General features: G+C 64.0%; 22 protein-coding genes. 11 read left to right on the top strand and 11 right to left on the bottom strand.

The features are described from left to right. The first annotated feature begins 53 nt into the window (after nucleotides 1–53). Both NATTI_RS0102580 and NATTI_RS0102575 read left to right on the top strand, forming a co-directional pair. Nucleotides 54–1,460 (top strand): geranylgeranyl reductase family protein, encoded by a 1,407-nt coding sequence (locus NATTI_RS0102580; RefSeq protein ID WP_006092144.1) that lies wholly within the window; start codon nucleotides 54–56, stop codon nucleotides 1,458–1,460. 508 nt (nucleotides 1,461–1,968) lie between these two features. Continuing rightward, entirely contained in the window at nucleotides 1,969–2,838 is an 870-nt protein-coding gene (locus NATTI_RS0102575) for a DUF4397 domain-containing protein (RefSeq protein WP_006092143.1), read from the top strand. On the opposite strand, the gene NATTI_RS24895 is transcribed toward NATTI_RS0102575, so the two are convergent. From NATTI_RS24895 to NATTI_RS0102555, 3 genes are all read right to left on the bottom strand, one after another. Beyond that, complete coding sequence (locus NATTI_RS24895) at nucleotides 2,832–4,094, bottom strand: M48 family metallopeptidase (RefSeq protein WP_019991582.1); 1,263 nt, start codon at nucleotides 4,092–4,094, stop codon at nucleotides 2,832–2,834. The genes NATTI_RS0102575 and NATTI_RS24895 overlap by 7 nt on opposite strands. Nucleotides 4,095–4,266: 172 nt before the next feature. Then, a complete protein-coding gene (locus tag NATTI_RS0102560) occupies nucleotides 4,267–5,535 on the bottom strand; it encodes an amidohydrolase (RefSeq protein ID WP_006092142.1) in 1,269 nt (422 codons plus the stop codon). A 140-nt stretch (nucleotides 5,536–5,675) separates the two neighbouring features. Beyond that, nucleotides 5,676–6,011, bottom strand: a complete 336-nt coding sequence (locus NATTI_RS0102555) for an uS10/mL48 family ribosomal protein (RefSeq protein WP_006092141.1) — start codon at nucleotides 6,009–6,011, stop codon at nucleotides 5,676–5,678. 111 nt (nucleotides 6,012–6,122) lie between these two features. Here NATTI_RS0102555 and NATTI_RS0102550 point away from each other — a divergent pair, with 111 nt between their 5' ends. After that, the gene (locus NATTI_RS0102550; protein ID WP_006092140.1) at nucleotides 6,123–6,560 is read left to right on the top strand and encodes a bis(5'-nucleosyl)-tetraphosphatase; all 438 of its coding nucleotides are present in this window, start codon (nucleotides 6,123–6,125) and stop codon (nucleotides 6,558–6,560) included. Nucleotides 6,561–6,780: 220 nt separating this feature from the next. Beyond that, nucleotides 6,781–7,839: a DUF5787 family protein gene (locus NATTI_RS0102545; RefSeq protein ID WP_019991581.1), complete on the top strand. Its 1,059-nt coding sequence runs from the start codon at nucleotides 6,781–6,783 to the stop codon at nucleotides 7,837–7,839. A 46-nt stretch (nucleotides 7,840–7,885) separates the two neighbouring features. Here NATTI_RS0102545 and NATTI_RS0102540 read toward each other — a convergent pair whose 3' ends face one another. From NATTI_RS0102540 to NATTI_RS0102515, 6 genes are all read right to left on the bottom strand, one after another. Then, nucleotides 7,886–9,151, bottom strand: a complete 1,266-nt coding sequence (locus NATTI_RS0102540; RefSeq protein ID WP_019991580.1) for an aminoacyl--tRNA ligase-related protein — start codon at nucleotides 9,149–9,151, stop codon at nucleotides 7,886–7,888. A 205-nt stretch (nucleotides 9,152–9,356) separates the two neighbouring features. After that, nucleotides 9,357–9,860, bottom strand: a complete 504-nt coding sequence (locus tag NATTI_RS0102535; protein ID WP_019991579.1) for a DUF5797 family protein — start codon at nucleotides 9,858–9,860, stop codon at nucleotides 9,357–9,359. A 116-nt stretch (nucleotides 9,861–9,976) separates the two neighbouring features. Further along, nucleotides 9,977–11,134, bottom strand: coding sequence for an epoxide hydrolase family protein (locus tag NATTI_RS0102530; RefSeq protein WP_019991578.1), 1,158 nt, complete (start codon nucleotides 11,132–11,134; stop codon nucleotides 9,977–9,979). Nucleotides 11,135–11,365: 231 nt separating this feature from the next. Further along, on the bottom strand, nucleotides 11,366–12,655 hold the full coding sequence (locus NATTI_RS0102525) for an MFS transporter (RefSeq protein WP_006091944.1): 1,290 nt from the start codon (nucleotides 12,653–12,655) through the stop codon (nucleotides 11,366–11,368). Between the two features lie 161 nt (nucleotides 12,656–12,816). Beyond that, complete coding sequence (locus NATTI_RS0102520; protein WP_006091943.1) at nucleotides 12,817–13,848, bottom strand: phosphate signaling complex PhoU family protein; 1,032 nt, start codon at nucleotides 13,846–13,848, stop codon at nucleotides 12,817–12,819. Between the two features lie 104 nt (nucleotides 13,849–13,952). Beyond that, the gene (locus NATTI_RS0102515) at nucleotides 13,953–15,122 is read right to left on the bottom strand and encodes an ATP-NAD kinase family protein (RefSeq protein ID WP_006091942.1); all 1,170 of its coding nucleotides are present in this window, start codon (nucleotides 15,120–15,122) and stop codon (nucleotides 13,953–13,955) included. Between the two features lie 156 nt (nucleotides 15,123–15,278). On the opposite strand from NATTI_RS0102515, the gene NATTI_RS27280 reads away from it, so the two are divergent. Further along, a complete protein-coding gene (locus NATTI_RS27280; protein WP_006091941.1) occupies nucleotides 15,279–15,404 on the top strand; it encodes a hypothetical protein in 126 nt (41 codons plus the stop codon). Nucleotides 15,405–15,441: 37 nt separating this feature from the next. Here NATTI_RS27280 and NATTI_RS0102505 read toward each other — a convergent pair whose 3' ends face one another. After that, nucleotides 15,442–16,128 (bottom strand): competence/damage-inducible protein A, encoded by a 687-nt coding sequence (locus NATTI_RS0102505; RefSeq protein ID WP_006091940.1) that lies wholly within the window; start codon nucleotides 16,126–16,128, stop codon nucleotides 15,442–15,444. Nucleotides 16,129–16,317: 189 nt separating this feature from the next. On the opposite strand from NATTI_RS0102505, the gene NATTI_RS0102500 reads away from it, so the two are divergent. The 5 genes from NATTI_RS0102500 (at nucleotide 16,318) to NATTI_RS0102480 (ending at nucleotide 19,560) form a co-directional block, all read left to right on the top strand. Beyond that, entirely contained in the window at nucleotides 16,318–16,674 is a 357-nt protein-coding gene (locus tag NATTI_RS0102500; RefSeq protein ID WP_006091939.1) for a winged helix-turn-helix domain-containing protein, read from the top strand. A gap of 254 nt (nucleotides 16,675–16,928) precedes the next feature. Further along, entirely contained in the window at nucleotides 16,929–17,417 is a 489-nt protein-coding gene (locus NATTI_RS0102495) for a 6-pyruvoyl trahydropterin synthase family protein (protein ID WP_006091938.1), read from the top strand. 1 nt (nucleotide 17,418) lies between these two features. Continuing rightward, complete coding sequence (locus NATTI_RS0102490) at nucleotides 17,419–18,264, top strand: 7-carboxy-7-deazaguanine synthase QueE (RefSeq protein ID WP_006091937.1); 846 nt, start codon at nucleotides 17,419–17,421, stop codon at nucleotides 18,262–18,264. A 6-nt stretch (nucleotides 18,265–18,270) separates the two neighbouring features. Beyond that, nucleotides 18,271–19,017, top strand: a complete 747-nt coding sequence (queC, locus tag NATTI_RS0102485; protein ID WP_006091936.1) for a 7-cyano-7-deazaguanine synthase QueC — start codon at nucleotides 18,271–18,273, stop codon at nucleotides 19,015–19,017. A gap of 75 nt (nucleotides 19,018–19,092) precedes the next feature. Beyond that, nucleotides 19,093–19,560, top strand: coding sequence for a hypothetical protein (locus tag NATTI_RS0102480; protein ID WP_006091935.1), 468 nt, complete (start codon nucleotides 19,093–19,095; stop codon nucleotides 19,558–19,560). A 53-nt stretch (nucleotides 19,561–19,613) separates the two neighbouring features. Here the strand turns inward: NATTI_RS0102480 and NATTI_RS0102475 are convergent, their stop codons facing one another. After that, entirely contained in the window at nucleotides 19,614–20,846 is a 1,233-nt protein-coding gene (locus NATTI_RS0102475) for an iron-containing alcohol dehydrogenase family protein (protein WP_006091934.1), read from the bottom strand. 160 nt (nucleotides 20,847–21,006) lie between these two features. Here NATTI_RS0102475 and NATTI_RS0102470 point away from each other — a divergent pair, with 160 nt between their 5' ends. Then, a complete protein-coding gene (locus NATTI_RS0102470) occupies nucleotides 21,007–21,717 on the top strand; it encodes a hypothetical protein (protein WP_006091933.1) in 711 nt (236 codons plus the stop codon). The last annotated feature ends 56 nt before the right edge of the window (nucleotides 21,718–21,773 follow it).

Raw genomic sequence — 21,773 nt, 5'->3', positions numbered from 1 at the left:
GAGCGACAAATCACACATAAAACGTTTTCTTCCCGTGGTCGGACAGTGTGGGTATGAGCACGCAGGAGCAGTCCGCCACCACCGCCACGTCCGAAACTCGCAGCCCGGACGTGGTCGTCGTCGGTGCCGGGACTGCAGGATGTTACGCCGCAGCGACCGTCGCACGCGAAGGCTACGACGCCGTCGTTCTCGAGCGCAAGACGGAGACAGAGGCGGGCCACATCGCCTGCGGGGACGCACTGAAGGGTGCGGACGCGTTCCCCGAGGCGATCCCGAAGTCGAAACTCGAGCCGGCCTTCACCAATACGGGCGTCGACCACGGACGCTTCGAGATTCCCCAGGAGGACACCGTCCTCGAGATTCCCGTCCCCGGCGAACTGGCGGTCATCGACCGCTGGGAGTACGGCCGACGCATCATCGAGGGTGCCGAGGACACCGGGGTCGAGTTCCAGTACGACACCGTGGTTACGAACGTTAGACAGGCCGACGACGGCCGCGTGACGGGCGTCGACACGATCCGCAAGGGCGACCCGATGACGTACGAAGCCGACATCGTCATCGACGCGGCCGGGTCGCTGTCGGTGTTGCAGGACAACGTCGACTTCTCGGATTCGACCTTCGATACCAACGTCAACTACTCGCACTTTTGCTCGGCCTACCGCGAGATCGTCCACGTGGAAGAGCCCGTCGAGTGGGACGACGCCCTCGTGTTCAAACCGACCGAGCGCGCCGCGGGCTACCTCTGGTACTTCCCGCGCACCGACACCGAGATCAATGCCGGGCTGGGCTTCCAGATGACCGAGGAACCCATGAAGCTCGTCGCGGACCTCAAGAAGGACCTCGAGAACCGCGCGGAGTTCGAGGGCGCAGAAGTCGAGGACAAACTCGGTGCCGCCCTCCCCACCCGCCGGCCCTACGACTCGGCCGTCCACCCCGGCTACATGGCCGTCGGCGACGCCGCGGGTCACGTCAACCCCACCACCGGCGGCGGCATCGCCGGCGCAGCCTACGGCGGCAAGTACGCCGCCGATCAGGCGATCGAAGCACTCGAGACCGGCGACTTCAGCGAGGCGACCTTCTGGGAGTACAACGAGCGCGTCATGGAGCATTTCGGGGCGCGCTACGCCGCCTTAGATGTCTACAATATCCTCTCGACGGCTATCGACGTCGACGACCTGATGGGGCTGCTCGCAGCGATGCCCGGCGACAAACTCGCCGAGGCGCTCTACTCGGGGAGTACGGATATCGGCCTGAAGCTCAAACTCGAGTCCCTGATCAAGAGCCGCGGTCACTGGGGGACTATCTGGAATCTCTACCAGACCAAGCGCTGTGCCGACGACCTGCTGGCCCACTACGAGCAGTACCCGACCAGTCCGGAGGGACTCGCGGGGTGGCAGGACCGACGCGACGAGTTGATGGAAAACGTCTACGAGACGACCGGGGCGGAGCCGAAGTACTAACACCGAAATTTTACTCTGTCGTTCGAGAGAGCTTCGGCCTCTCGTGACTGAGCGAATCGAAGATTTGCGAGGTCCGCGAGACCGAAGATCTCGCTTGATGACGAAAGACGCCGGAGGCGTCTTTCGAACCACGGTCTGTCGCGCTGACGGCAGCATAGCTGCCCCACAGCGCGATGTCCCTCGGTGAGATCTTCAAAAGAGCGCCTCGCGCTCTTTTGGACTGGGCGATCCCGACGGAATCGCTTGCAGTCGGCGCGAAGCGCCGACTGCTCGAGGGACCTCTGGTCCCTCGCCGCTCCGAAGAGCACGCTCTTCCGTAGGGTCGCGGACTCCTCGCGGTGCTCGGAGCCCGCTCCCGGCCAGCAAAACTCGAACAACTGTGCATCTCCCTGGTTGACGTAGTTAACTTTTGCCGATCTTAACCATCTAATGACTTAAATATGATTTGGCCAAAAACCTACTTAGTTAGGAGTCTTGGCTATTCGTGTCGACAGGTTATGTAGTGGTGATGGTAGAAAACCACACGCGCCGACGTGCACTGTCACTGATCGGCACAACCGGGGTCATCGCAGTTGCGGGTTGCTTAGGTGGCGACGACGACGCAGCGAACGACGACGCGGACGATCACGCCGACGACGGACACGACGATGACGAGCACAGCGACGACGAACACGACGACGAGATGGACGACCACGACGCCGGCGTCCGCGTCGCCCACCTCTCGCCCGACGCGCCGAACGTCGACGTCTGGGTCGACGGCGAACCCACCCTCGAGGACGTGCCCTACCGCGCGGTTAGCGACTATCTCGAGCTCCCGCCCGAGACGTACGACGTGATGATCACGGCCGCGGGCGACGCCGACACCGTCGTCTTCGACGACGAAGTCGAGGTCGGCGACGGCGACTACACGATCGCCGCCCTCGGCGAACTGGCCGAGGAGAACCAGCCCTTCGAGCCGGTCGTCCTCGAGGACGACCTGAGCGATCCCGGCGAGGACGCACGGGTCCGACTCGTCCATGCCTCGCCCGACGCTCCGGCCGTCGACGTAACGGTGGGTGACGGCGAGACGGTGCTGGTCGAGGACGCCGCCTTCGGCGACGCTGCGGCCGTCGAGGTCGCCCCCGACGCGTACACACTCGAGGTCCGCCCCGCGACCGAGGACAACGACGGCGACGTCGTCGCGACGTTCGATGTCGAACCCGAAGCCGGAACCGTCTACTCCGCGTTCGCGGTCGGCTACCTCGAGCCCGACGCGGCCCCCGCTGACGAACCCTTCGACCTCGAGGTCGTCGTCGATTACGAGCACGACGACATGGACGACGACTACGACGGCGACGAAGACGACGACTACGACGGCGACGAAGACGACGGCTACTGATCGCCGGTCGCCGCCGAATCCGGCGTCTCGAATCGCAGCCGTTCGATCCGCTTTTTTGTGGGTGGATGCGTTCCGAGCAGCCGCCGAGCCACGAACCGCCTCGAGCGGTCGAAAAACCGGTGTTCCTCCCACGGCGGCGGGACGATAGAAAAGGCCGCTGTCGAGTGATGAGTACGGAGGTCACGTGAGGGACGACGAGTGAATTCCTGGTCCAATGTCTCGAGGGCGCTCGCGAGCGCCGCCGGGTCGCCCGTGAGTGCGACAGCACCACGGTCGGCGACGTACTCGCGGTATCTGGTGACAAGAATCACCGACGCTCGCGTGAACGCGACGATCGGAAGCGCAACCAGCAAGAGCATCGGATGGGCCTGTATCGGGGTTGCTGAGTCGTCGTGTGGGTCCGCGAGTGCCGTCTCGAGCATCGTCTCGAACTTCGCGTTGGGCAGGGCCAGCGCGGTCAGAACCGCCGCATCCCGATTGACAGCGTGGGCGAGTTCGTGTGCGAGCACGGCCTCGAGTTCGCGGGTCGAGAGCGCGGTACAGAGGCCGACCGAGACGATGATGGTCGAGGTGCCCGGTCGGAAGCCGACCGTCGCCGCGAACGGCACTCGTTCGCGGCCGAGCCGAACGGTCGGTGCGGGGGCACCCGCCTGCGCCGCGAGGCGATCGACGCGCGCCTGAAGCTCCTCGAGACTGTATTCGGCCCCACCGGCTAGTTTCTCGGTAGCAGCCGCAGTAGTCTCGAGGACGTCGATATCGTCTACGAGTTGCGCTTCGACGACTCCCCCGCGGCCACGTTCTTCGGTGATCGTTTTGCCCGTGTAGTATGTCGCGCTGCCGACACCGATGACCGTGCTGACCACGAGGAGTGCGTCAAACCTCGAGATCAGCGTGATGGATTCGACGATTGCGACTCCGACGATCCAGACGACGAGCGCGGACAGCATGAGTGCGATCGGCCGCCTCTCGAGGCCGTCCCTGGGGTTTGTGACCTGGTGTGCGACCTGCTCGAGCTCGCCCAACCACTTGTTCGAAATTCGACCAACGACCAGCGAGGTCGGCATCAGCCGGCGGTAGAGTCCCGCAGTGAACACCCAGAGCCCGATGAAAAGCAGCAACATGGCAACTGCAAACGGGGCCAGCACAAGCATGAACATCGACATCAGCGTGATGGCTGCGACCTCGATGAGAAACAAGCAGACGAACCCGAGTGTGGCGATCGAACCGGCGGCTACTATCCGTAGCCAGAGACCCACTCGTACTCGAGTCCGCTGGAGTGTCTCGCTTGTCCTCGTCATTGACAAACCGCACAGGGCTGTTCCTGCCAGTTGTTTCAACACTTATATGTGGTATAGAAAAGCGTTTGCATGTCTCGATGCCGGCGGTATGAGACCAGCCTGGGTAGCAGGGTAGTCCAGCCTACGGCTATCAGTCGCGGCTGATCTGCTCAACTGCGCCGGTAAGCACGTCGACGCCGTGCTGGAGGCTCTCTTCGTCCACGTCGAACGTCGCGCTGTGGTGGCCGCCGGGGTGGTCCGTGCCGATGCCGACGTAGCAGGCGTTGCCGCCGTTGTCCTGGACGGCCTGCATCAGGAACGTCGCGTCCTCGCTGCCGCCGAGTTCGTCGCGCTCGAGGACGCTCGAAACTCCCTCGGTCCGGCCCGCGACGTCGGCGACGATATCGACGAGTTCCTGGTCGCTCGTCGCGCTCGGTGCTTCGGCACCCGTCGAAAACTCGACGTCGCAGCCGTGCATGTTCGCGGCGTTCCGGACGATGTGGCGGGCCTTCCGGTCCATGTAGTTCATGAGTTCGGTCGTCTCGCCTCGGACCTCGGCGAGGATGCGCGCCTCGTCCGGAATGATGTTGGCGGCGCTGCCGCCTTCGACGACGCCCGCATTGATTCGGGTCTTGCCGTCGTTGTGCCGTGGGATGCCGTAGAGGTTCTGGACGGCCGTCGCCATCGCCTGCACCGCGTTGCGACCCTGTTCAGGGTGGCCGCCCGCGTGGGCCGACTCGCCCGAAAACTCGATCTCGAGGTGTTTGACCGCGAGAAAGCCGTCGATTCCGGCGACGATTTCGCCGGTCGGGTGGTCGAGGCCGATGTGGATCGCGAGCAGCGAGTCGACGTCCGTGATGTGCTCGCTCTCAGCCATCGACTTCCCGCCGCCGACGACCTCCTCGGCGGGCTGGAAGAATACCTTCAACGTGCCCTGAAAGTTGCTTTCGGCGATTCGCTCGAGGACACCGATACCGATCGTCGCGTGGGCGTCGTGGCCGCAGGCGTGCATCGCGCCCTCGTGTTCGGAGCGGAAGCCTCCCGCGGCGGGTGCGTGGTCCGGATCGTCGCTCTCCCTCCGGGGGAGGGCGTCGATGTCGACGCGGAGGCCGACGGTGGGCCCCTCGCCGCGCTCGAGGACGGCGACGGCCCCGGTGTGCCCGCCCTCGAGTCGCTCGAGGACGGCCTCGTCGGCACCCGCTTCGCGGGCGCGCTCGAGCCAGACGGCCAGTTCCGAATCGTCCGGGACGGCCATTCGATGGTCGCCCGCGATGGCGTCCGGACCGACGTGGAGTTCGTCGAGGTCGACGCGCTTCTCGAGTTCCGTAACGATTCGTGCGGTCGTATAGAATTCACACCAGGCCGGTTCGGGCTTGCGGTGCAGGTCTCGGCGAAGGGAAACGAGATCGTCCGTGCTCATACCCGCTCATCGTCGTGAGCGCTGAAAATGCTACCGACCACCGGCGGCGACTGCGAGGGGAACGGCTCATACTGTCTGCTGTAAGTCAGTTCAGCTGGGATCGCGAGCGTCTTGCGGTCCCACCGGTACAGCAAACCGTATCAGTTTCCGCGGCCCGCGCCGTGGATCTGCTCGACTTCGGCTTCGATGTGGACCGAATCTGGGAAGTTCTGCGAGGCGATGTTGCGCGCGAGGCTGTCGTGGCCGTGGATCTCGAGTTCGCGGGTGAAGACGGTGTAGTCCCACGAGTCGAATCGTCGGTGGTCGTCGCCGTGGAGTCGACACCGCTGGGGGACCGACAGTTTCTCCGGCGGGTGGGAGTGTGGCCCTTTCAGTGCGGCCCCCTTGCGTTCGGCGGAGGTTTTGATGTCGTCGACGATGCCGTCGAGCGCGGCTCGATCGCCGCTCTGGAGCGTGAGACGGGTGACGAAGGTCATGTGGGGAGTCGTCCAAACGTGGACGGTCGGCGCGTAAAAACCTGCTGAGATTCCTTTATCGCGGACGAACAGTCCGATATTCTCTTAACGTCGCACCTGTTAGCCCAGTTAATGGCAGTCGAAGCTACGAGCGCAGGCGCGATCCTCTTCCGCGATACGCGGGGCCGGCGCGAGTATCTTCTACTCAAGAGCCGCCCAGGCGATTGGGAGTTCCCCAAGGGCGGTGTCGAAGGAGATGAAGAGCTACAACAGACGGCGATCCGCGAAATAAAGGAAGAGGCAGGTATCGACCAGTTCCGGCTACTCGACGGCTTCCGGAAGGACTACAACTACGTCTTCGAGGCGAACGGCACGACGATCCACAAGACCGTTCACCTCTTTATCGCGAAGTCCTTCGAGGCGAGCGCGGAACTTTCGAACGAACACCGCGACCTCCAGTGGCGCGACTACGAGCAGGCAGTAAACACCGTCACCCAGGATGGCCCGCGGGAGATTTTAGAGGACGCACACGAGTTCCTCGACGAGTGGGAGGAGGAAGACGAAGAGTAGGCCGTACCGATTCGTCGCTCGACTCGTCCGCCGCCGGCCCGCAGCGACGCTTTTGGCGCTCCGTGCGCGATGACGATCAGCGCGCCGGAGACGCGGTCGCGGATGCGACCGTCGTCCAGCAGCGCGAGCCTCGTCGTCGGTGAGCAGTATTGACGCGGTCGGGATCGACACCACGAACGGATCGAGTAGCGTTTTTCGTTCTCCGCTCCGAACGGCAGGTGTGGCTCGTCACACTGCCGAGTTCGGCTTCGAGTTGCGGACCTGCCGGTGGGCCGAGCGCGCCTGGCCGCTCGAGTCCGCGAGCGACGACCGTGCAATCGTCGTCGCCCGCCAACTCGGGACGAAACGCCGGCGTTGGGATACGATCGTCCTCGAGTGCGATCCCGTAGGCCTCCGCGAGCGCGCGAGGTTCGGTTCGGACCGACTCGACAGCAACCTCCTCCACGTCGTCAGCAACGCCCCCGCGGAGTGGACCTACTACCGCGACTGTCTGCCCCATCCCGGCTACCCGTGGCGATACGTCCGCGAGGCGATTCACGAGGCCGACAGCCGCGATATTCTCGAGACCCGAAAGAGTGGGAACCGCATCGAGATCCGCCGGAAGTGGCCGTATCCCGACTGGCTCGACCGAATCGTCGCCATCGAAAACAAACCGGATCTCGACGCCAGCGCCGCGCGTGCACTGAGTTCACAACTCGAGTACGACGTCGCGATAGGACTGGCCGACGAGGTCTGGGTCGCCACGCGCGAGACCGGCGACGCCGTCGAACCCGCGCTGTTCGAGGGACTCCCGGTTGAAGCGGGCATTCTGACGCTCGAGCCAGAGACGCTCACGGCAGAGGTCGAGTGGTACCCCCGGACGCTCAGCGCCGACGAACCGGGGACGCGAATCCTCGAGCGCCCCGACGGCGGGCAGCGGGACGGCTCGGCGGCGAGATTCGAGTACGTCGATCCCGCGGTAAAGGCCGACAAACGCCTTGCGATCGCCGAACGAGCTTACGAGCGCGGCTGGCGCTCGTTCGTCGACACCATGCGGCCAGACTGCCGGCACTTCCAGTTGCGCGCACAGGACGGCGTCCAACTGCAACCCCACTGTGCCGATAAGCGCCGCTGCCAGACGGCCGCCGAGTGTTCCGGGAACTGTCCCGCGTTCGAACCGGAGCCGCCCGTCTGGCGAACCCGGGGGTGGCCGATCGAAGGCGGCCCTGGAAAACGGTGTCAGCAACTGCTCGCGGATCGGCGACGACGCCGGCGGCCAGGACAGGACTCGAGTCGATGATGGCCAGAACGGGAGTTTCCCGCCAGTAATCCAAACGGTCTGCCAGCTATCCGACGATGACGGATACCTCCTCGAGGTTGACGTCCCGTGTGTCGCCGTCGCGCGACTCGAGTTCGACGTCGCCGGTTTCCCGGAACCGATTCCCGAGGATCACCTTCCAGGGGACGCCGAGGAGATCGCTCTCGGCGAACCGTTCGCCGATCGTCTGATCCCGATCGTCGAACAGGAGTACGTCGCCCCCGAGGGTCTCGTACAACTGATCGGCTACCTCTCGAAGGTCGCCGTCGTACTCGAGGGGGACAATCGAGACGTCGAAAGGAGCGACGGTTCCGATGTCAGCGCCAGCGTTGGGCCAGTTACAGCCCGCTGCGTCGCCGTGCTGTTCGACGAGGACGTGGAGGAGCCGTTCGATGCCGATTCCGTAGCTCCCCATCACCACGTTGCGTTCGCCGCCTCCGGCCGTGTCAACGGTCAAGCCCATGGGCTCGGAGTAGCGCGTCCCGAGTTCGAAGACGTGTGCGATCTCGATACCCTCGCCGGCCTCGAGGCGACTCCCACAGTCAGGACAGGCGTCGCCGGCCGACAGCCCGCTGTGGGGCGACTCGTCGGTAACGCCGAACCGGCAGTCGGTCGCGGAACACAGGCGAAGCGCTAGCGTTCCCTCGTCGGCGAGCGCGACGAATTCCTCGGAGCTCGAGCCACCCATGACGCTATTGTCAGCGGAGGTGATAGCAAACTCGAGGTCGAGCGCGTCGAAGATCCGGACGTAAGCCCGCCGAACACGCTCGTAATACTCCGCCAGCGAGTCGTGGCTCGTGTGGAGGCTGTAGGCGTCTTTCATCGTGAACTCCTTCGTCCGGACGAGGCCGTTTCGCGCGTGGTCGTCGCGGTACTTTGATCCCACCTGGTACAGTAAGAGGGGCAGGTCGTCGTAGGAGCGGACGCCAGACTTGACGAGGTGTGCGACGCCCTCCTCGTGGGAGGGAGCCAGGCACAGCCGCTTTCCATCGCGGTTCTCGAAAGTAAACATCTCACCCTCGAAGCTTTCCCAGCGGCCGCTCCGTCGCCAGATGCCGCTGTCGTTCAGCGAAGGGAGCCCGATCTGCTGGCCGCCGATGGCGTCCATCTCACGCTGGACGAGCGAGACGACGTTCTCGCGGACGCGCTGACCGGTGGGCGTAAAGCCGTAGAGGCCGCTGCCGAACTGCCGGACGAGTCCGGCCCGTAACGTCCTCGCGACGGTCTCGTTTTCGTGTCCGTCAGCCTCGCGGCTCGTAAACAGGAGCGCCTCGCTACGTCGCACCGCGATCACCTTCGTTGTGAGCGACGTACTCGCCGCTGTGAAGTGTTGCAATCAGTCGATCGACTACTCGGATAGAACCAGTACTGCCGTTACGATCTTCGCGGAACCCAGCCGTGGGCCACACCGGACCCACGGTTGCTGAGTCGTGCATTTCGATGCATGCAACCGGAGTGTTGAACGGCGAACATAAAAAGATTGGGAAGAACAGGCCCAATCAGTCAGCGACCGAAACCTCGAGTTCATCGCGCTCGACGGCCAGTCGGAACGTGGGGACGGTGCGGTACTCGACCTCGACGACGCCCTTGCGACGGAGGCTCTGTAGCCCCGAACGGACGTCCTCGGAGTCGGGATCGACGTCGAACTCGTCCCGGAGGCTGTGCAGGACCGAGACCACGCTCTCGGACTCGTCGTCTGGACCGGCCAGCACCGCGACGATCTGGCGCTGGAGTTCCGGAACCCGGATCTTCGAAGGGACGCCCTCGGCGTCCGGATCGCTCTCGATACCTGGTTCGACGTCGACGAGGTCATTTGCCTCCGCTGTCGCGCGGATGAGGCTGTTGTCGTCCCGAAAGTAGTAGTCGCCCAGTTCGTTCTCGAGGTACTGGTGGACCTCGCTGCCGCCCTCCATGTCCCATCGCTCCTGTAGCTCCGAGTTCTTCGTCGGCTGTAGCTCCACCACGTCCGCCAGTCGTTCTGTGGCCTCCTCCGAGAGCGTCATCGTCGAATCGTATGCGCATCCGCTACTTTTGCGTTGCGTCCCGGCGCGACCCGCACCGACGGAGCGCTCGGTGGCTCGAACCGCCGCTATACGACGCTCACACGTCGGTATGGGAGCTACGGACCGACCTCGCGGACGAACGTCCGCACGTCTTCGACGAACAGATCGGGAACTTCCATCGCCGCGAAGTGTCCGCCCGCGGGCAGCTCGGACCAGTGGACGACGTCGTAGACCGCTTCGGCCCAGACGCGCGGCGTCTTGTAGATCTCCGCAGGGTACCGCGCGTGACCCGTCGGCACGTCGACCGACTCGGGCGTCGCCGACGCGATGTCGGTCTCGTAGTAGACGCGCATCGAGGAGCCGATCGTCCCCGTCAGCCAGTAGATGCTCAGGTTGTCGAGCAGCCGATCGCGGTCGAACGAGGACTCGAGGTCGCCGTCGCAGTCGCTCCAGGCGCGAAACTTCTCCGTGAGCCAGCCCGCGAGTCCGACCGGCGAGTCGGTGAGTCCGTAGGCGACCGTCTGGGGTTTCGTCGCCTGAATCTCGTGGTAGCCGGTCCCGGTCTCTCGAAACGCCTTCGTCGCCTCGTAGTCGGCCCGTCCCCGCTCGTCCAGCAGTTCCATCGGCTCGTCGAGCGTCGACGGCGTCAGAAAGAGCATGTTCGTGTGGATCGCGTCGACGCGGTCGGGGTAGTTCGCACCCAGCAGCGCCGTGATCAGTGCGCCCCAGTCGCCGCCCTGCGCGACGAACCGATCGTAGCCGAGGCGGTCCATCAGCGTCGCAAAGGCGTCGGCCATCCGCGGAACGTCCCAACCCTGTTCGGTGGTCGGTCCGGAGAAGCCAAAGCCCGGCAGCGAGGGCGCGACGACGTGAAACGCGTCGTCGGGGTCGCCGCCGTGAGCGGCCGGATCGGTTAGCGGGCCGAGAACGTCGAAGAACTCCGCGACTGAGCCGGGCCAGCCGTGGCTCAACAGGAGCGGAGTCGCCGACGGTTCGGGCGACCGAACGTGATAGCAGTGGATCCGCTGGCCGTCGATCACGGTCGTGTACTGGTCGAACTCGTTGCAGCGCTCTTCGAAGGCGGACCAGTCGTACTCCTCGCGCCAGTACGCACAGAGCGACCGCAGCGTCTCCCGTTCGGTTCCGTACGCCCAGCCTGCGTCCGGCAGTTGGTCGGGCCAGCGCGCCCGCTCGAGACGCGTCCGAAGGTCGTCGATCGCGTCCCGATCGACCGTCAGTTCGAAGGGCTCGATCGACTCGTCGGCTGTCGTCATACGAGTCGGTACGGTATCGTATGCCAAAGGGGTACGGGCTCCGGTTGGCGCTCGCGTTTCGGTCGGTCATACTGTCGGACAGAACTACGTGAAGATCGGTCGCTCTACTGCGGCCGTCTCCGACGGCGACGTCCGCAGAACGGATGCGTTCTGCTGGGCATCGCAACCCACGGGGTTGCTCAACGGCCGCGAATTCGCGATCGACTTCGTGTTGACTTCTGTCCGACAGTATCAATCGTTCCCGACGACCGGGACCGGCCGCGTGGTCTCGAGGGTCTCCTCGATCTGGGTGTAGACGAGAATCGTACCGAAGACGGCGAGGACGGTGCCGAAGACGAACGGCACGTAGAAGCCGTAGCCGACCAGCGCGCCCGAGGAGAGCGGGCCGATGGCGATCCCGTAGCCAAAGGCCATCGTCAGAATCGAGAGCTTCGAGCCGGATTCCCCTTCGCCAGCGAGGTCGCCCGCCAGCGCGAGCGACGGTGCGAACACCATCGCGCCCGCGATACCCTGTGCGAGGCGGGCGACAAACATGAGTTCGGACGTGAAGATGAACCCCTGGACGAGCGTCGTCGGGATCAACAGGATCATCCCGCCGACGATGAACGGCCGCCGTCCGTAGTAGTCGCTGGCCCGCCCGATCGGCGTCTGCAACAGGACCTGTGCGAGGATGAAGGCCGCAAACTGGAGTCCGAACCAGGTCGATCCCTGCTCGAGGCGAGCGTTGACCTGCGGCTGGATCGTCGCGAACAGGGCGATGGCGGCGGCCAAGAACAGCGAGGCGACGCCGAGGGTAAAGATCGGATCGAGCAGCCGTTTACCGGTCGGGTCGCGGATCGCGATCGAGAGGTCCGCGCCCGCGTTCGCCTTCGTCGCGTCGGGGTCGGAAATGAGGACGGTGACGAGCAGGTAGCTGATCAGCGCCGTCACCGTCGCGATGTAAAAGACCGCGTCGAAGCCGGTGACCTCCAGGCCCGTCGGTATCGTGTACGGGCCGAGGTTGACGACCGCCCCGGCGGCGATGGGACCGGCACCGAACCCGATCAGTCGGAACGTATTGTAGACGCCCATGTTGCCACCCCGGTCCTGTGTCGTCGCGAGTTCGTTGACGAGCGCGATCGATGCGGGGACGATAAAGGAGACGCTGACGCCCTGCAGGCCCCGAATCACTAGCAGTGAGAGATACGACTCCGCGAAGATGTACGAGAGATTCGTCACGGCGAGTCCGCCGAGTCCGATCAAAATGAACGGCTTTCGACGGCCCACCCGGTCGGAGAGGCGACCGGTAAACGGCTGGAAGCTACTGTTCAAGAAGCCGAACAGAGAGAGGATAATTCCGATGATCATGGCCTCCTCGAGGCCGAACGTGGCTCCGCCGACGATGTCACTCGCCACGTACAGCGGAATGACGATGATCAGAAACGAGTTACCGACGCCGTCCGCCATCCGGGCGAACGCCAGCGCGAGGACTCGTCGGTCGACGGCAAACTGCGCGACGATCCGACGAGGGAGGTCCCGCATCGGCCGTATCTGCGATAGCCGGGCCGATTATCCTTTCGAATCGAAATATCTGCGTCCCAGTTCGTCGTCACTCGTTGGCGATGCGTCTCGTCGCCTCGAGCAACGGAACGAAAAACCGGAGGACACGGCCGATCCGACGGGTCGTCCCGAACGGGACTTCGTCAGTTGATCGTCGTGTGTTCGGACTCCTCGTTCAGCGCGAGGTTCGCCGCAATCTCGGCGTTTCGCATCGCATACTGGGCGGTCTGCTGGAGGCTGACGAGCACCTCTCGGATGCGAAGCAGATCCTCGTTGTCCATCTCGGGCAGTTCCGCGAGGATCTCTTTTTCCTGGTCGGAGATCTCGTGGAACAGCGTGCGAACCTGATTGGACTTGTCGTAGTCGCGCTCGACGGCCGCCTCGACGGCGAGCGATGTGATCTCGTCGACCGACTCGTTAAGCTCGCGGATGTCGCGCATGATCGAGCTATCGACGTTGAGGCTGTGGCCCTCGGTCTCGATGACGATATCGGCGATGTCCTCGCCGTTGTCGGCTGTCAGTTCGAGGTTCTTTGCGATCGACCGGTAGCCGATCAGCGGGAACCCGGTGTTGAGACCGACCGCGCGCGCGAGGTTCGGGTTCTGGTAGGCCGTAAAGATCAATCGAAGCAGGAGCACGAAGATCTTGTTCGCCTGTCGCTCCCGGTTGAGCGCGCGCTGGGCCAGATCGGGGTTGCCGTGGGCTAAGGCCTTGATACCTTCGCCGCGCATCGTCTGTCCGGTTCGCTCGAGGCGCTCCAAGAGGTTGTCGAGCGTGAAGTCCTCGGGGTCGACCGAACATCGGATCGAGATGCTCTCGGGGGTCTCCTCGATGACGCCGAGCCCCATCAGCTGGGTTTCTGCCTGGTAGACGGCGTTGATGTGATCGGACTCGAGGGCGCCATCCTCGGTGTCGATCCGAATGACGCGCCGGCCGAGTACGTACTGTGCGACGATCGCACGTTCGACGGCGTTGGCGTCTAAGTCGTCGGCGTGGATGATCGCCTCCGTTTCCTCGGAGCTGGCCGATTCGGGCATGACGGTGAGCGTCCCTTTTCCGCTGGTTCGCAGGGAGACTTCGTCGCCTTTCTCGACATCGTGTTCGGAGGCCCATTCTGCGGGGAGGGTCATGGCAAGCGTCGACGGACCCAGTCGTTGCACTTTCCGCGTTTCCATATGTGTTCCATAGGAAGGACCGGACCTTAATCTTGACTATATGGACATTATGTCCGGGTCGGATAATTATATGGTTGATTACGAGGCCGATTCTCGCCCATACCTTAAACAACTTTGACGAGACGAGTCGTAAACCGGCCCGTTCGGACCTGAATCCACCCTCGAAGCTCATCGTCGAGGTCGCGGTCGTCGGTATCGACGCGCAGTGCGTCGATTCCATCCAGTTTCGTTCCCGAGGCGACGACCTCGATCTCGTCGGCGCGCCGGATGACCGCCGGCGAGAGTTGGTGATTGCCGCGGCCGAAGAGAAACCCCTGTCCCCCAATCGGTGAGACGACGATCGTCACCGGTTCCTCGAGCACCTCGAGGATCTCGCTTTCGGACGCGTCGCGGGCGAGCAACTCGCCGTCGCGCCAGACGTCGACGCCGAGCGGCGAGGTGTCGATTCCAAGCTCGCGTTCGATGGCACCGACGGTGCCGCCAGGACCGAAAACGTACGTCCGGTTCGCGTCGATTTCGCGGGCGAACCCGGCAGCCAGCGAGTCGACGTTCCCGCTCGAGACCTGCTTGCTCGACTGGACGTCGGACGCGACGGGAACCGGGACGACGGCTCTGAGTTCCGTCCGGACCTCTCCCTCGCGGTAGGCCTCCTCGTCGATATCGTTGACCTCGCGGTCGGCGACGCGGTCGAACTCCGCAACGATCCGGCCCGCGTCGGCGGGCGTCACCGCAAACACCGAGGAGTAGATCTTGACGCCGGCCGGGACGCCGAGCATCGGGGTCGCGTCGTCGCTCGCTTTTTCGAGTACCTGGGCGACGTCGACGGCCGTCCCGTCGCCGCCGACGAAGAGGACGAGGTCGACGTCGTGCTCGAGGAAGGCCTCGACCGCTGCTCGCGTGTCCGCCGCGGTCGTCTCGGCAGTTTCCGGAGTCGTCCTCGACTCTTTTGCAGTCGCCGGATTCGTCTTCGACTCTTCTGCAGTCGCCGGCTCCGCTGCCGTCTTCGACTCCGCCGGGGTTGCCAGATCGTAGACCACTACGGGTTCGTAACCAGCGTCCTGCACTGCACGCTCGCCCATCACGTTCGCGGCCGTGTAGACGGTTAGCTCGGGTGTGCGCCGGTGAAGCGCTTCGAGAGCTTCTCGCGCCCGATCGGGTGCACGCGGCTCGGCCCCGCGGCGTCGCGCCTCCTCGAGTTTGCCGTCGGTTCCCTTCAATCCGACCCGACCGCCCATCCCCGCGATCGGGTTGACAACGACACCGAGAGACTCCATATCGAACCTAGGGGGAGCCGATCTAAAAGCCGTGTGGTATTTTTGGCGCACGGACTCGAAGAAATCGGCGGGTCCCAACCATCATAAAAACGATATGAAGAAGCGGCCTGGTCTGGATTCTGAAAGATTAAGAGGGATGGGAACACACCGCCGAACATGAACCAACTCGCGTTCGCCGTGCTCGAGGCGGAGACGGAACTGCCGATGGAGATCGCCGGCTGGGGGGTCCTGGCGCTGAGTCTGCTCGTGACGATCGGCTGGCTCGCCTACCTGTACCGATAATCGATACAGCCGAGAGCGTCGTCCGACGCTTTCACCCTTAGTTCGGACTTTCGACGCGCTCGCGCAGCCACGCCGCGGCCGTCGCGACGGTCGCTTCGTCAGTCCCCGTGAGCGAGAGTCGAACCGATTCACCCGGGTAGCTGCCGACCGTGACGTCGAACCGTTCTCGGACTTCCGCGATTCGGTCGAGTAGGGCGCTCTCCGGTTCGTCGGCGACGACCTCCTTGCGGTACGTCGCGGTCCCTGAAAACTCGGCTTCGATCGACTCGAACATCGCTTTCATCTCCGAGGGGACGCCCGGGAGCACGTAGATACCCTCGAGGACGGCTCCGGGTGCGACCCCGGTCTCGTTGTGCAGCGCGCGTGCCCCCTTCGGCAGGTCGGCGGTCCCTTCGGTCAGGTCCGCACGCGAGTAGCCGTCGTCTTCGAGCCAGGCGAGTGCGCCCTCGTGTTCCTCGAGCGAACGGCCAACGGCGGCGGCGACGCCCGCCATGGTGACGTCGTCGTGCGTCGGTCCGAGGCCGCCGGTGACGATCACGGCGTCGTACTCGGCCCGGTATTCGTTGACGACGCGAGCGATGTCGCTGATTCGGTCGGGGATGGTGGTGACGCGTTCGACTGAGACGCCACTGTCGCTAAGTCGGTCACAGAGCCAGGTGGCGTTGGTGTTCATCGTCCGCCCGGCGAGTAGTTCGTCTCCAACGGTGACGACCGCGACGTTCATGACTCCTCGTTCGGGCCGTGGGTTAAAACGAGTATCGAGGCGACGGTTCTCCCGTGATCGTCGTTTCGCTGGCGAGCACTATCTTCATGTCAGAAGGAGACACTTTTCGGTGGTTGTCGCTCGAGCTTATAAAGCCGGTCCCGGAACAACCACAAGATTAAATCTTGATAATTCAGTACACAGTGAACGATGTCTCATAGTCGGAGGGAACGACCCGAAGCGGACTCGACTGCGGTCCTTTCAGCACTCGGGAACAAATACAGCGCAGAGATCCTCTGTGCTGCAGGCACACCGAAATCGGCACAGGCACTGAGTAACGATATCGAGATTCCGATCGCGACGTGTTACCGTCGGATCGAAGAACTCGTCGACGCCGGACTGTTGACCTGCGAAGGCCGACAGCTTTCCGAAGAGGGTCGGCGGACGAACATCTATCGGCGGACGCTCGACGAAATCGAGGTCGACTTTTCCGACGAGCGCCCGCAGTTCTCTCGGAAACGCCGAACCGAAGCCAAAAACAGGCTTCAGGACCAGCTCAAGGACTGAACCCCTCGCAAACGATCGCAGTCGGCACATTACACGGTGGAAGGTGGTGGTGAGGGCGGGCAGAGTCGAAAGCGGTCGGCTGCGCCGCGCTCGCCGTTTCTGACCGCGGTTTCGCAGGTATATCGACATTTTTGAGCCGTTTCGAGTCTTCTCGCTAGCGATCGCGTCACGTCGCTCGAGCCCCGCCCGTGCCAGTTCGTGTGATAGCGCGTCGAGTGGATCATAGTTAAGTACTCCTATGAGAATACCCAGATATGATTGGAAGAGCAACGACTCCCGATCGACGGGACGAAATCGGTGCCGAAAGCGATGAGGACGCGATTACCGGGACCGAGCGCGTCCTCCACGTCGGACGGGACCGACCGATCAGAATCAGCGCCGGGCACCGGATTCTTCATCACGACGGCAAGTGTTCACGCCCCCACGGCCACAACTACGAGGTCGCCGTCACCGTCGCCGGCGAACTGACCGAGGAAGGCTGGGTCGCCGACAAAGGCGATATTACCGACGTGATCGACGAGTGGGATCACATGTTCCTCCTCGAGAGGGGCGATCCCCTCGTCGAGGCCTTCGAAGCAGCCGGTGACGACGACGGGATGATCGTCCTCGAGCACCCGCCGACGGCGGAGGTGATGAGCGTCATCCTGGAGCGAAAGCTCGAGGCGGCGCTGCCCGAGAACGTCACCGAAATCGCCGTGCAGGTCAACGAAACGAGCGAGCTCTGCGGTGGGAGTCGGTTCTGAGATGCCGGTCTCAGACTCGGTCGATCGGGAGGTCGGTACTACGGCCGACGGCGAGGACGTGACTGACGGGCTCCCGATCAACGAACTGTTCTACTCTCTGCAAGGGGAGGGGACGCTCGCCGGCGTTCCGTCGGTGTTCGTCCGTACGAGCGGCTGTAACCTCCGCTGTTGGTTCTGTGACTCCTATCATACCTCCTGGGAGCCGACCCACGCCTGGCTGGATCTCGAGGCGATCGTAGCGGAGATCGAGTCCTACGACCGAGCGGAGCACGTCGTCCTCACGGGGGGCGAGCCGATGATCCACGAGACCTGTGTCGACCTGCTCGAGGCGCTCGAGGAACGTGGCTATCACACTACCGTCGAGACCAACGGGACGATCTTCCGCGACGCGCCGATCGATCTCGCCTCGATCAGTCCGAAACTCGAGAGCAGCACGCCGACGCCCGAACGCGATCCAAGGAGCGAGATTCCGGAGGAATCTCGGAGCGATGAGCGGCGACCGACGGGAGCCGCGAATCAGGGTGGAGGAGAGTGGGCGGAACGCCACGAGAACGATCGGATCGATCTCGAGGCGCTCACCGACCTCATCGAGAGCTACGACTTCCAGCTGAAATTCGTCGTCACCGATGAGGAGGATATGCCCGAGATCCTCGAGTTGCTCGCCGACCTCCGAGACGCGGCGGCCGTTCCGATCCGGGGCGACGACGTCCTCCTGATGCCCGAGGGCGCGACGCGAGAGCGACTCGAGGAGACCCGCGCTGAAGTCGCCCAGCTGGCGATGGACTACGGCTTCCGGTACACGCCACGACTCCACGTCGACCTCTGGAACGACGCCCCCGAGACGTGATTCGCAATGACTGATATCACTGACACCGACACTGTGACCGACGAATCGACTTCGAAACGCGCCGTCGTCCTCCTCTCCGGCGGGATGGACAGCGCCACCGCGGCCTACGAGGCCCGCAACCGGGGGTACGAAATCTACGCCCTGCACACCTCCTACGGCCAGCGGACGGAGGATCGCGAACTCGAGTGTGCCCGCCGACTCGCCGACGAACTCGACGCGGAGGATTTTCTGCGGATCGAGACGGGCCACCTCGCCGAGATCGGGGCCTCGAGTCTCACAGACGACGAAATGGCCGTCACGGACGCGGATATGGATAGCGACGAGATCCCTTCGTCGTACGTCCCTTTCCGGAACGCAAACCTGCTCTCGATGGCGGTCTCCTACGCCGAAGCTAACGATTGCGGAGCCGTCTTCATCGGCGCCCACAGCGAGGATTTCGCCGGATATCCGGACTGTCGGCCCGAGTTCTTCGAGGCCTTCGAGCGGGTCGTCGACATCGGAACGAAACCCGAGACCGAAATCTTGATCGAGGCCCCGTTCGTCGAGGACTCGAAGACGGATATCGCCGAGCGAGGGGTCGCTCTCGAGGTCCCCTACGAACACACCTGGAGTTGTTATCGCGAGAACGAACCCGCCTGCGGAACCTGTGACTCGTGTGCGTTCCGGCTGCAGGCGTTCCAGACCATCGGCGTTCGGGATCCGATCGCGTACGCCGAACGTCCCTCGTACGTCGACGAGGTCGGCAAGCAATAAGTCGCATCGGTGAACAGCGGGTCGCAGTCGATCCTACCGACATAATTATTGATCAACACGTCCAACCCGATAGCAATGGCCGTCTTCCTCCTCGAGTGGTTCCGCGATGACGGTGGGTGGACGACCCCGAACGGTCGCCGCGGCGAACTCGTCGCTCTCGTGCTCGGCCTGCCGATATTTTGCTTCGCTGTCACGCGTCAAACGGGGCTCCCGAACGCCTTCGAGAGCCCCGGCGCCGTGCTCCTCGGAACCGTCTGTGGATTCTGCTATGCGGTGTACTGGCGCCAGCGGCTCTGTGCACTCATCCCCGATGGGCTGCGGAACTTCGTGCTGGGATCGCTTCTCAGCGGTGGCCTCGGACTCTCGCTTCTCGAGATCGTCGACCTCGCCGTTCCGACGGTGTTGTTCGTTCTGGCGGCGATCGGTACGGTTCTCGCGATTTACCTCGCGTGGCTGCTCTCCCCGATGCAGGACGGACTCCAGCCACCACGCCGCGGCGTCAGTCCGCCGCAGTCTGTGGAATCGACGCCGTCGAATCGCTGACCGGCGAAACGTCGGTAAACTCCCGCCACGCGCCTCCACGCGCCGCCAAGCGCCTACCACGCTTGTTCGAGTATCTCCTCGATATCCTCGACCGACGGATCCAACCCCGGCGGCACGTTCTCCATGAGCCAGTCGGACAGCACGTACTCGGCGACCGCGGTGAACTCGTCGGGCTCGGGACCGTCGACGTCACGAAGCCGCGAGGGAAGGTCGAGTCCGTCTCGGATCTCGGTGACCGCCTCGACGATCGCAGCGCCGTGATCCGCGGCGTTGTCGACGCCAAGCGCGTTCGCAAGCATTTCCTCCCGCGCGTCGACTCCCTCCTGCTCGAAGAGATAGTCGAGGACGTACGAGACGACGACGGCGTGGGCAGCCCCCTGCTGGACGTCGTAGGTGTGGGTCAGGCCGTGACCGAAGGCGTGAACGATCGAGAGTATCGACCCGCTGGGTCGCGAGATGCCGTACTGGACGAGCACGATGCCCTCGAGGATCGTCTCGAACGTGTCGATATCGCGGTCGCCGTCGCCGAACCCCCGGAGGCCGTCCTCGAGTTGCTCGAGGCCGTGTCTGGCCGTCGCGTCGGTCACCGGCGTCGCGTCGGCCGCATAGATAGCCTCGATCCCCTTGTCGAACCCGTTCATCGCGGAACCTGCAAGGATCGAGTCGGGAGTCGTCGCGACCAGTTCCGGATCGTAGACCGCCGCGGTGGGCATCAACCCCGTCGCCGAGAGTCCGCCGCTGATCTCTTCGTCGACCAGTCCGGAGTCGGGCCCGGCGGTGAGCCCCGCGGACATCGAGAGGTCGGCCCCGGCGAGAGTCGTCGGAATCGCGACGATCGGAACCAGTCCGTCGTCCGGGACCGGAAGCGTGCCGGTTTCGGCGAACTTCCGGCCGGCGGCCGCCGGACCGAAGTCGGTCGCCGCGAGGACGCTAATTGCCTTCGCGACGTCGAGACTGCTGCCACCACCGAGACTCACGAGGACGTCGGCGTCCGCGTCCTCGAGTCGGTCCCGGCCCTCGAGGGCTGTCTGCAGGCGCTTCTTCGGCGTCGTCTCGTCGAACACACCGGCGAGTCGGCCGCCGAGGCCCTCCGTAACGGGATCGATGACGTTGGGCGTGCTCCCGACGGTTGAGCCACAGACGAGCAGCGCGCGCTCGAGTCCCTGCGTCTCGAGTTCGCTCTCGAGTTCCGCGGCACAACCGGTGCCGAACCGGATCGTCGCCGGATCGTACTCGAATCGGACGGTCGAGTCCCGCCGATCGTCGCTCGAGTGAGTCGGTGTCATAGGCGACGGTACGAGCGGAGCGGTGTTAAAAGCGAGAACTGCGGCGATCGACGGAACACTCCTCGAGGGGGCAGCGCAAGAAGAAGACAGGGCGGCTGACAATGGACGACGGCGATACGTTCCGTGTAGTTTGATAGTCATTGACTACCAAGGTTCAGTTATGGACCGTCGACAGTTCATCACCCTCGTGGGAGCGGGCGTCGGGACCGCTGGCTACGGGGGCACGGCGGTAGGTGCACAGGCGGACGATCCGGCGCTGTTCGAGGTGGTGTTTCTCGGGACGAATTCGCCCATCGGCGGCGGCGAACTGCTCTGGGTAGACGGGACCATCCAGAACGTCGGTGGTGAAACCGGCACGACCGACGTCGACTTCATCGTCGGCTACGATCCGGTGGTCGAAGGGAGCCAGACGCTGACGCTCCCACCTCACGTTCGACAGCCGGTCGTCTTCGAGTTTCAGGCCGGACAGCCCTCGGGCGGTCACGAGGTGTTCCCGGTTCGGCTCGACACCGGCGCGCACATGGTCACCGAAATAGTCACCGTCACGGAAAACGGACACGAGACGGTGGATCCGGCGCTGTTCGAGGTGTCGACCGTCCGGACGAACTCGCCCGTCGGTGGCGGCGAACTGCTCGAGGTGAACGCCATCATCGAGAACGTCGGTGGCGAGACCGGGCGGACGAATATCGACCTCGTCGTCGGCTACGATCCGGTGATCGAAGACTCGCAACTGCTGACGCTCGGCGCGGGCGATCAGGAAACGATCACGCTCGAGTTCCGGGCGGGACACCCCGCAGGCGACGGCGAGTCGTTCCCCGTCCGGGTCAATACGGGCGCGCACAAGGTCACCGAGATGGTGCTGGTAACCTAAGGGTGAACGGACTCGAGACTGGGTCTGTTTCCGTCCGCAAAAAACGTGTGTTGTTG

The organism is Natronorubrum tibetense GA33 (assembly GCF_000383975.1).
GTDB classification, from domain to species: Archaea; Halobacteriota; Halobacteria; order Halobacteriales; family Natrialbaceae; genus Natronorubrum; species Natronorubrum tibetense.
Note: the sequence above shows the minus strand (reverse complement) of the source record. Positions and strands in the feature narration are given on the sequence as shown.

Excerpts from the sequence above, each read along its gene's own strand:
- NATTI_RS0102580 (WP_006092144.1), top strand. The coding sequence starts at position 54 with ATGAGCACGCAGGAGCAGTCCGCCACCACCGCCACGTCCGAAACTCGC.
- NATTI_RS0102575 (WP_006092143.1), top strand. The coding sequence starts at position 1,969 with ATGGTAGAAAACCACACGCGCCGACGTGCACTGTCACTGATCGGCACA.
- NATTI_RS0102560 (WP_006092142.1), bottom strand. The coding sequence starts at position 5,535 with ATGAGCACGGACGATCTCGTTTCCCTTCGCCGAGACCTGCACCGCAAG.
- NATTI_RS0102555 (WP_006092141.1), bottom strand. The coding sequence starts at position 6,011 with ATGACCTTCGTCACCCGTCTCACGCTCCAGAGCGGCGATCGAGCCGCG.
- NATTI_RS0102550 (WP_006092140.1), top strand. The coding sequence starts at position 6,123 with ATGGCAGTCGAAGCTACGAGCGCAGGCGCGATCCTCTTCCGCGATACG.
- NATTI_RS0102535 (WP_019991579.1), bottom strand. The coding sequence starts at position 9,860 with ATGACGCTCTCGGAGGAGGCCACAGAACGACTGGCGGACGTGGTGGAG.
- NATTI_RS0102530 (WP_019991578.1), bottom strand. The coding sequence starts at position 11,134 with ATGACGACAGCCGACGAGTCGATCGAGCCCTTCGAACTGACGGTCGAT.
- NATTI_RS0102525 (WP_006091944.1), bottom strand. The coding sequence starts at position 12,655 with ATGCGGGACCTCCCTCGTCGGATCGTCGCGCAGTTTGCCGTCGACCGA.
- NATTI_RS0102520 (WP_006091943.1), bottom strand. The coding sequence starts at position 13,848 with ATGGAAACGCGGAAAGTGCAACGACTGGGTCCGTCGACGCTTGCCATG.
- NATTI_RS0102515 (WP_006091942.1), bottom strand. The coding sequence starts at position 15,122 with ATGGAGTCTCTCGGTGTCGTTGTCAACCCGATCGCGGGGATGGGCGGT.
- NATTI_RS27280 (WP_006091941.1), top strand. The coding sequence starts at position 15,279 with ATGAACCAACTCGCGTTCGCCGTGCTCGAGGCGGAGACGGAACTGCCG.
- NATTI_RS0102505 (WP_006091940.1), bottom strand. The coding sequence starts at position 16,128 with ATGAACGTCGCGGTCGTCACCGTTGGAGACGAACTACTCGCCGGGCGG.
- NATTI_RS0102500 (WP_006091939.1), top strand. The coding sequence starts at position 16,318 with ATGTCTCATAGTCGGAGGGAACGACCCGAAGCGGACTCGACTGCGGTC.
- NATTI_RS0102495 (WP_006091938.1), top strand. The coding sequence starts at position 16,929 with ATGATTGGAAGAGCAACGACTCCCGATCGACGGGACGAAATCGGTGCC.
- NATTI_RS0102490 (WP_006091937.1), top strand. The coding sequence starts at position 17,419 with ATGCCGGTCTCAGACTCGGTCGATCGGGAGGTCGGTACTACGGCCGAC.
- queC (WP_006091936.1), top strand. The coding sequence starts at position 18,271 with ATGACTGATATCACTGACACCGACACTGTGACCGACGAATCGACTTCG.
- NATTI_RS0102480 (WP_006091935.1), top strand. The coding sequence starts at position 19,093 with ATGGCCGTCTTCCTCCTCGAGTGGTTCCGCGATGACGGTGGGTGGACG.
- NATTI_RS0102475 (WP_006091934.1), bottom strand. The coding sequence starts at position 20,846 with ATGACACCGACTCACTCGAGCGACGATCGGCGGGACTCGACCGTCCGA.
- NATTI_RS0102470 (WP_006091933.1), top strand. The coding sequence starts at position 21,007 with ATGGACCGTCGACAGTTCATCACCCTCGTGGGAGCGGGCGTCGGGACC.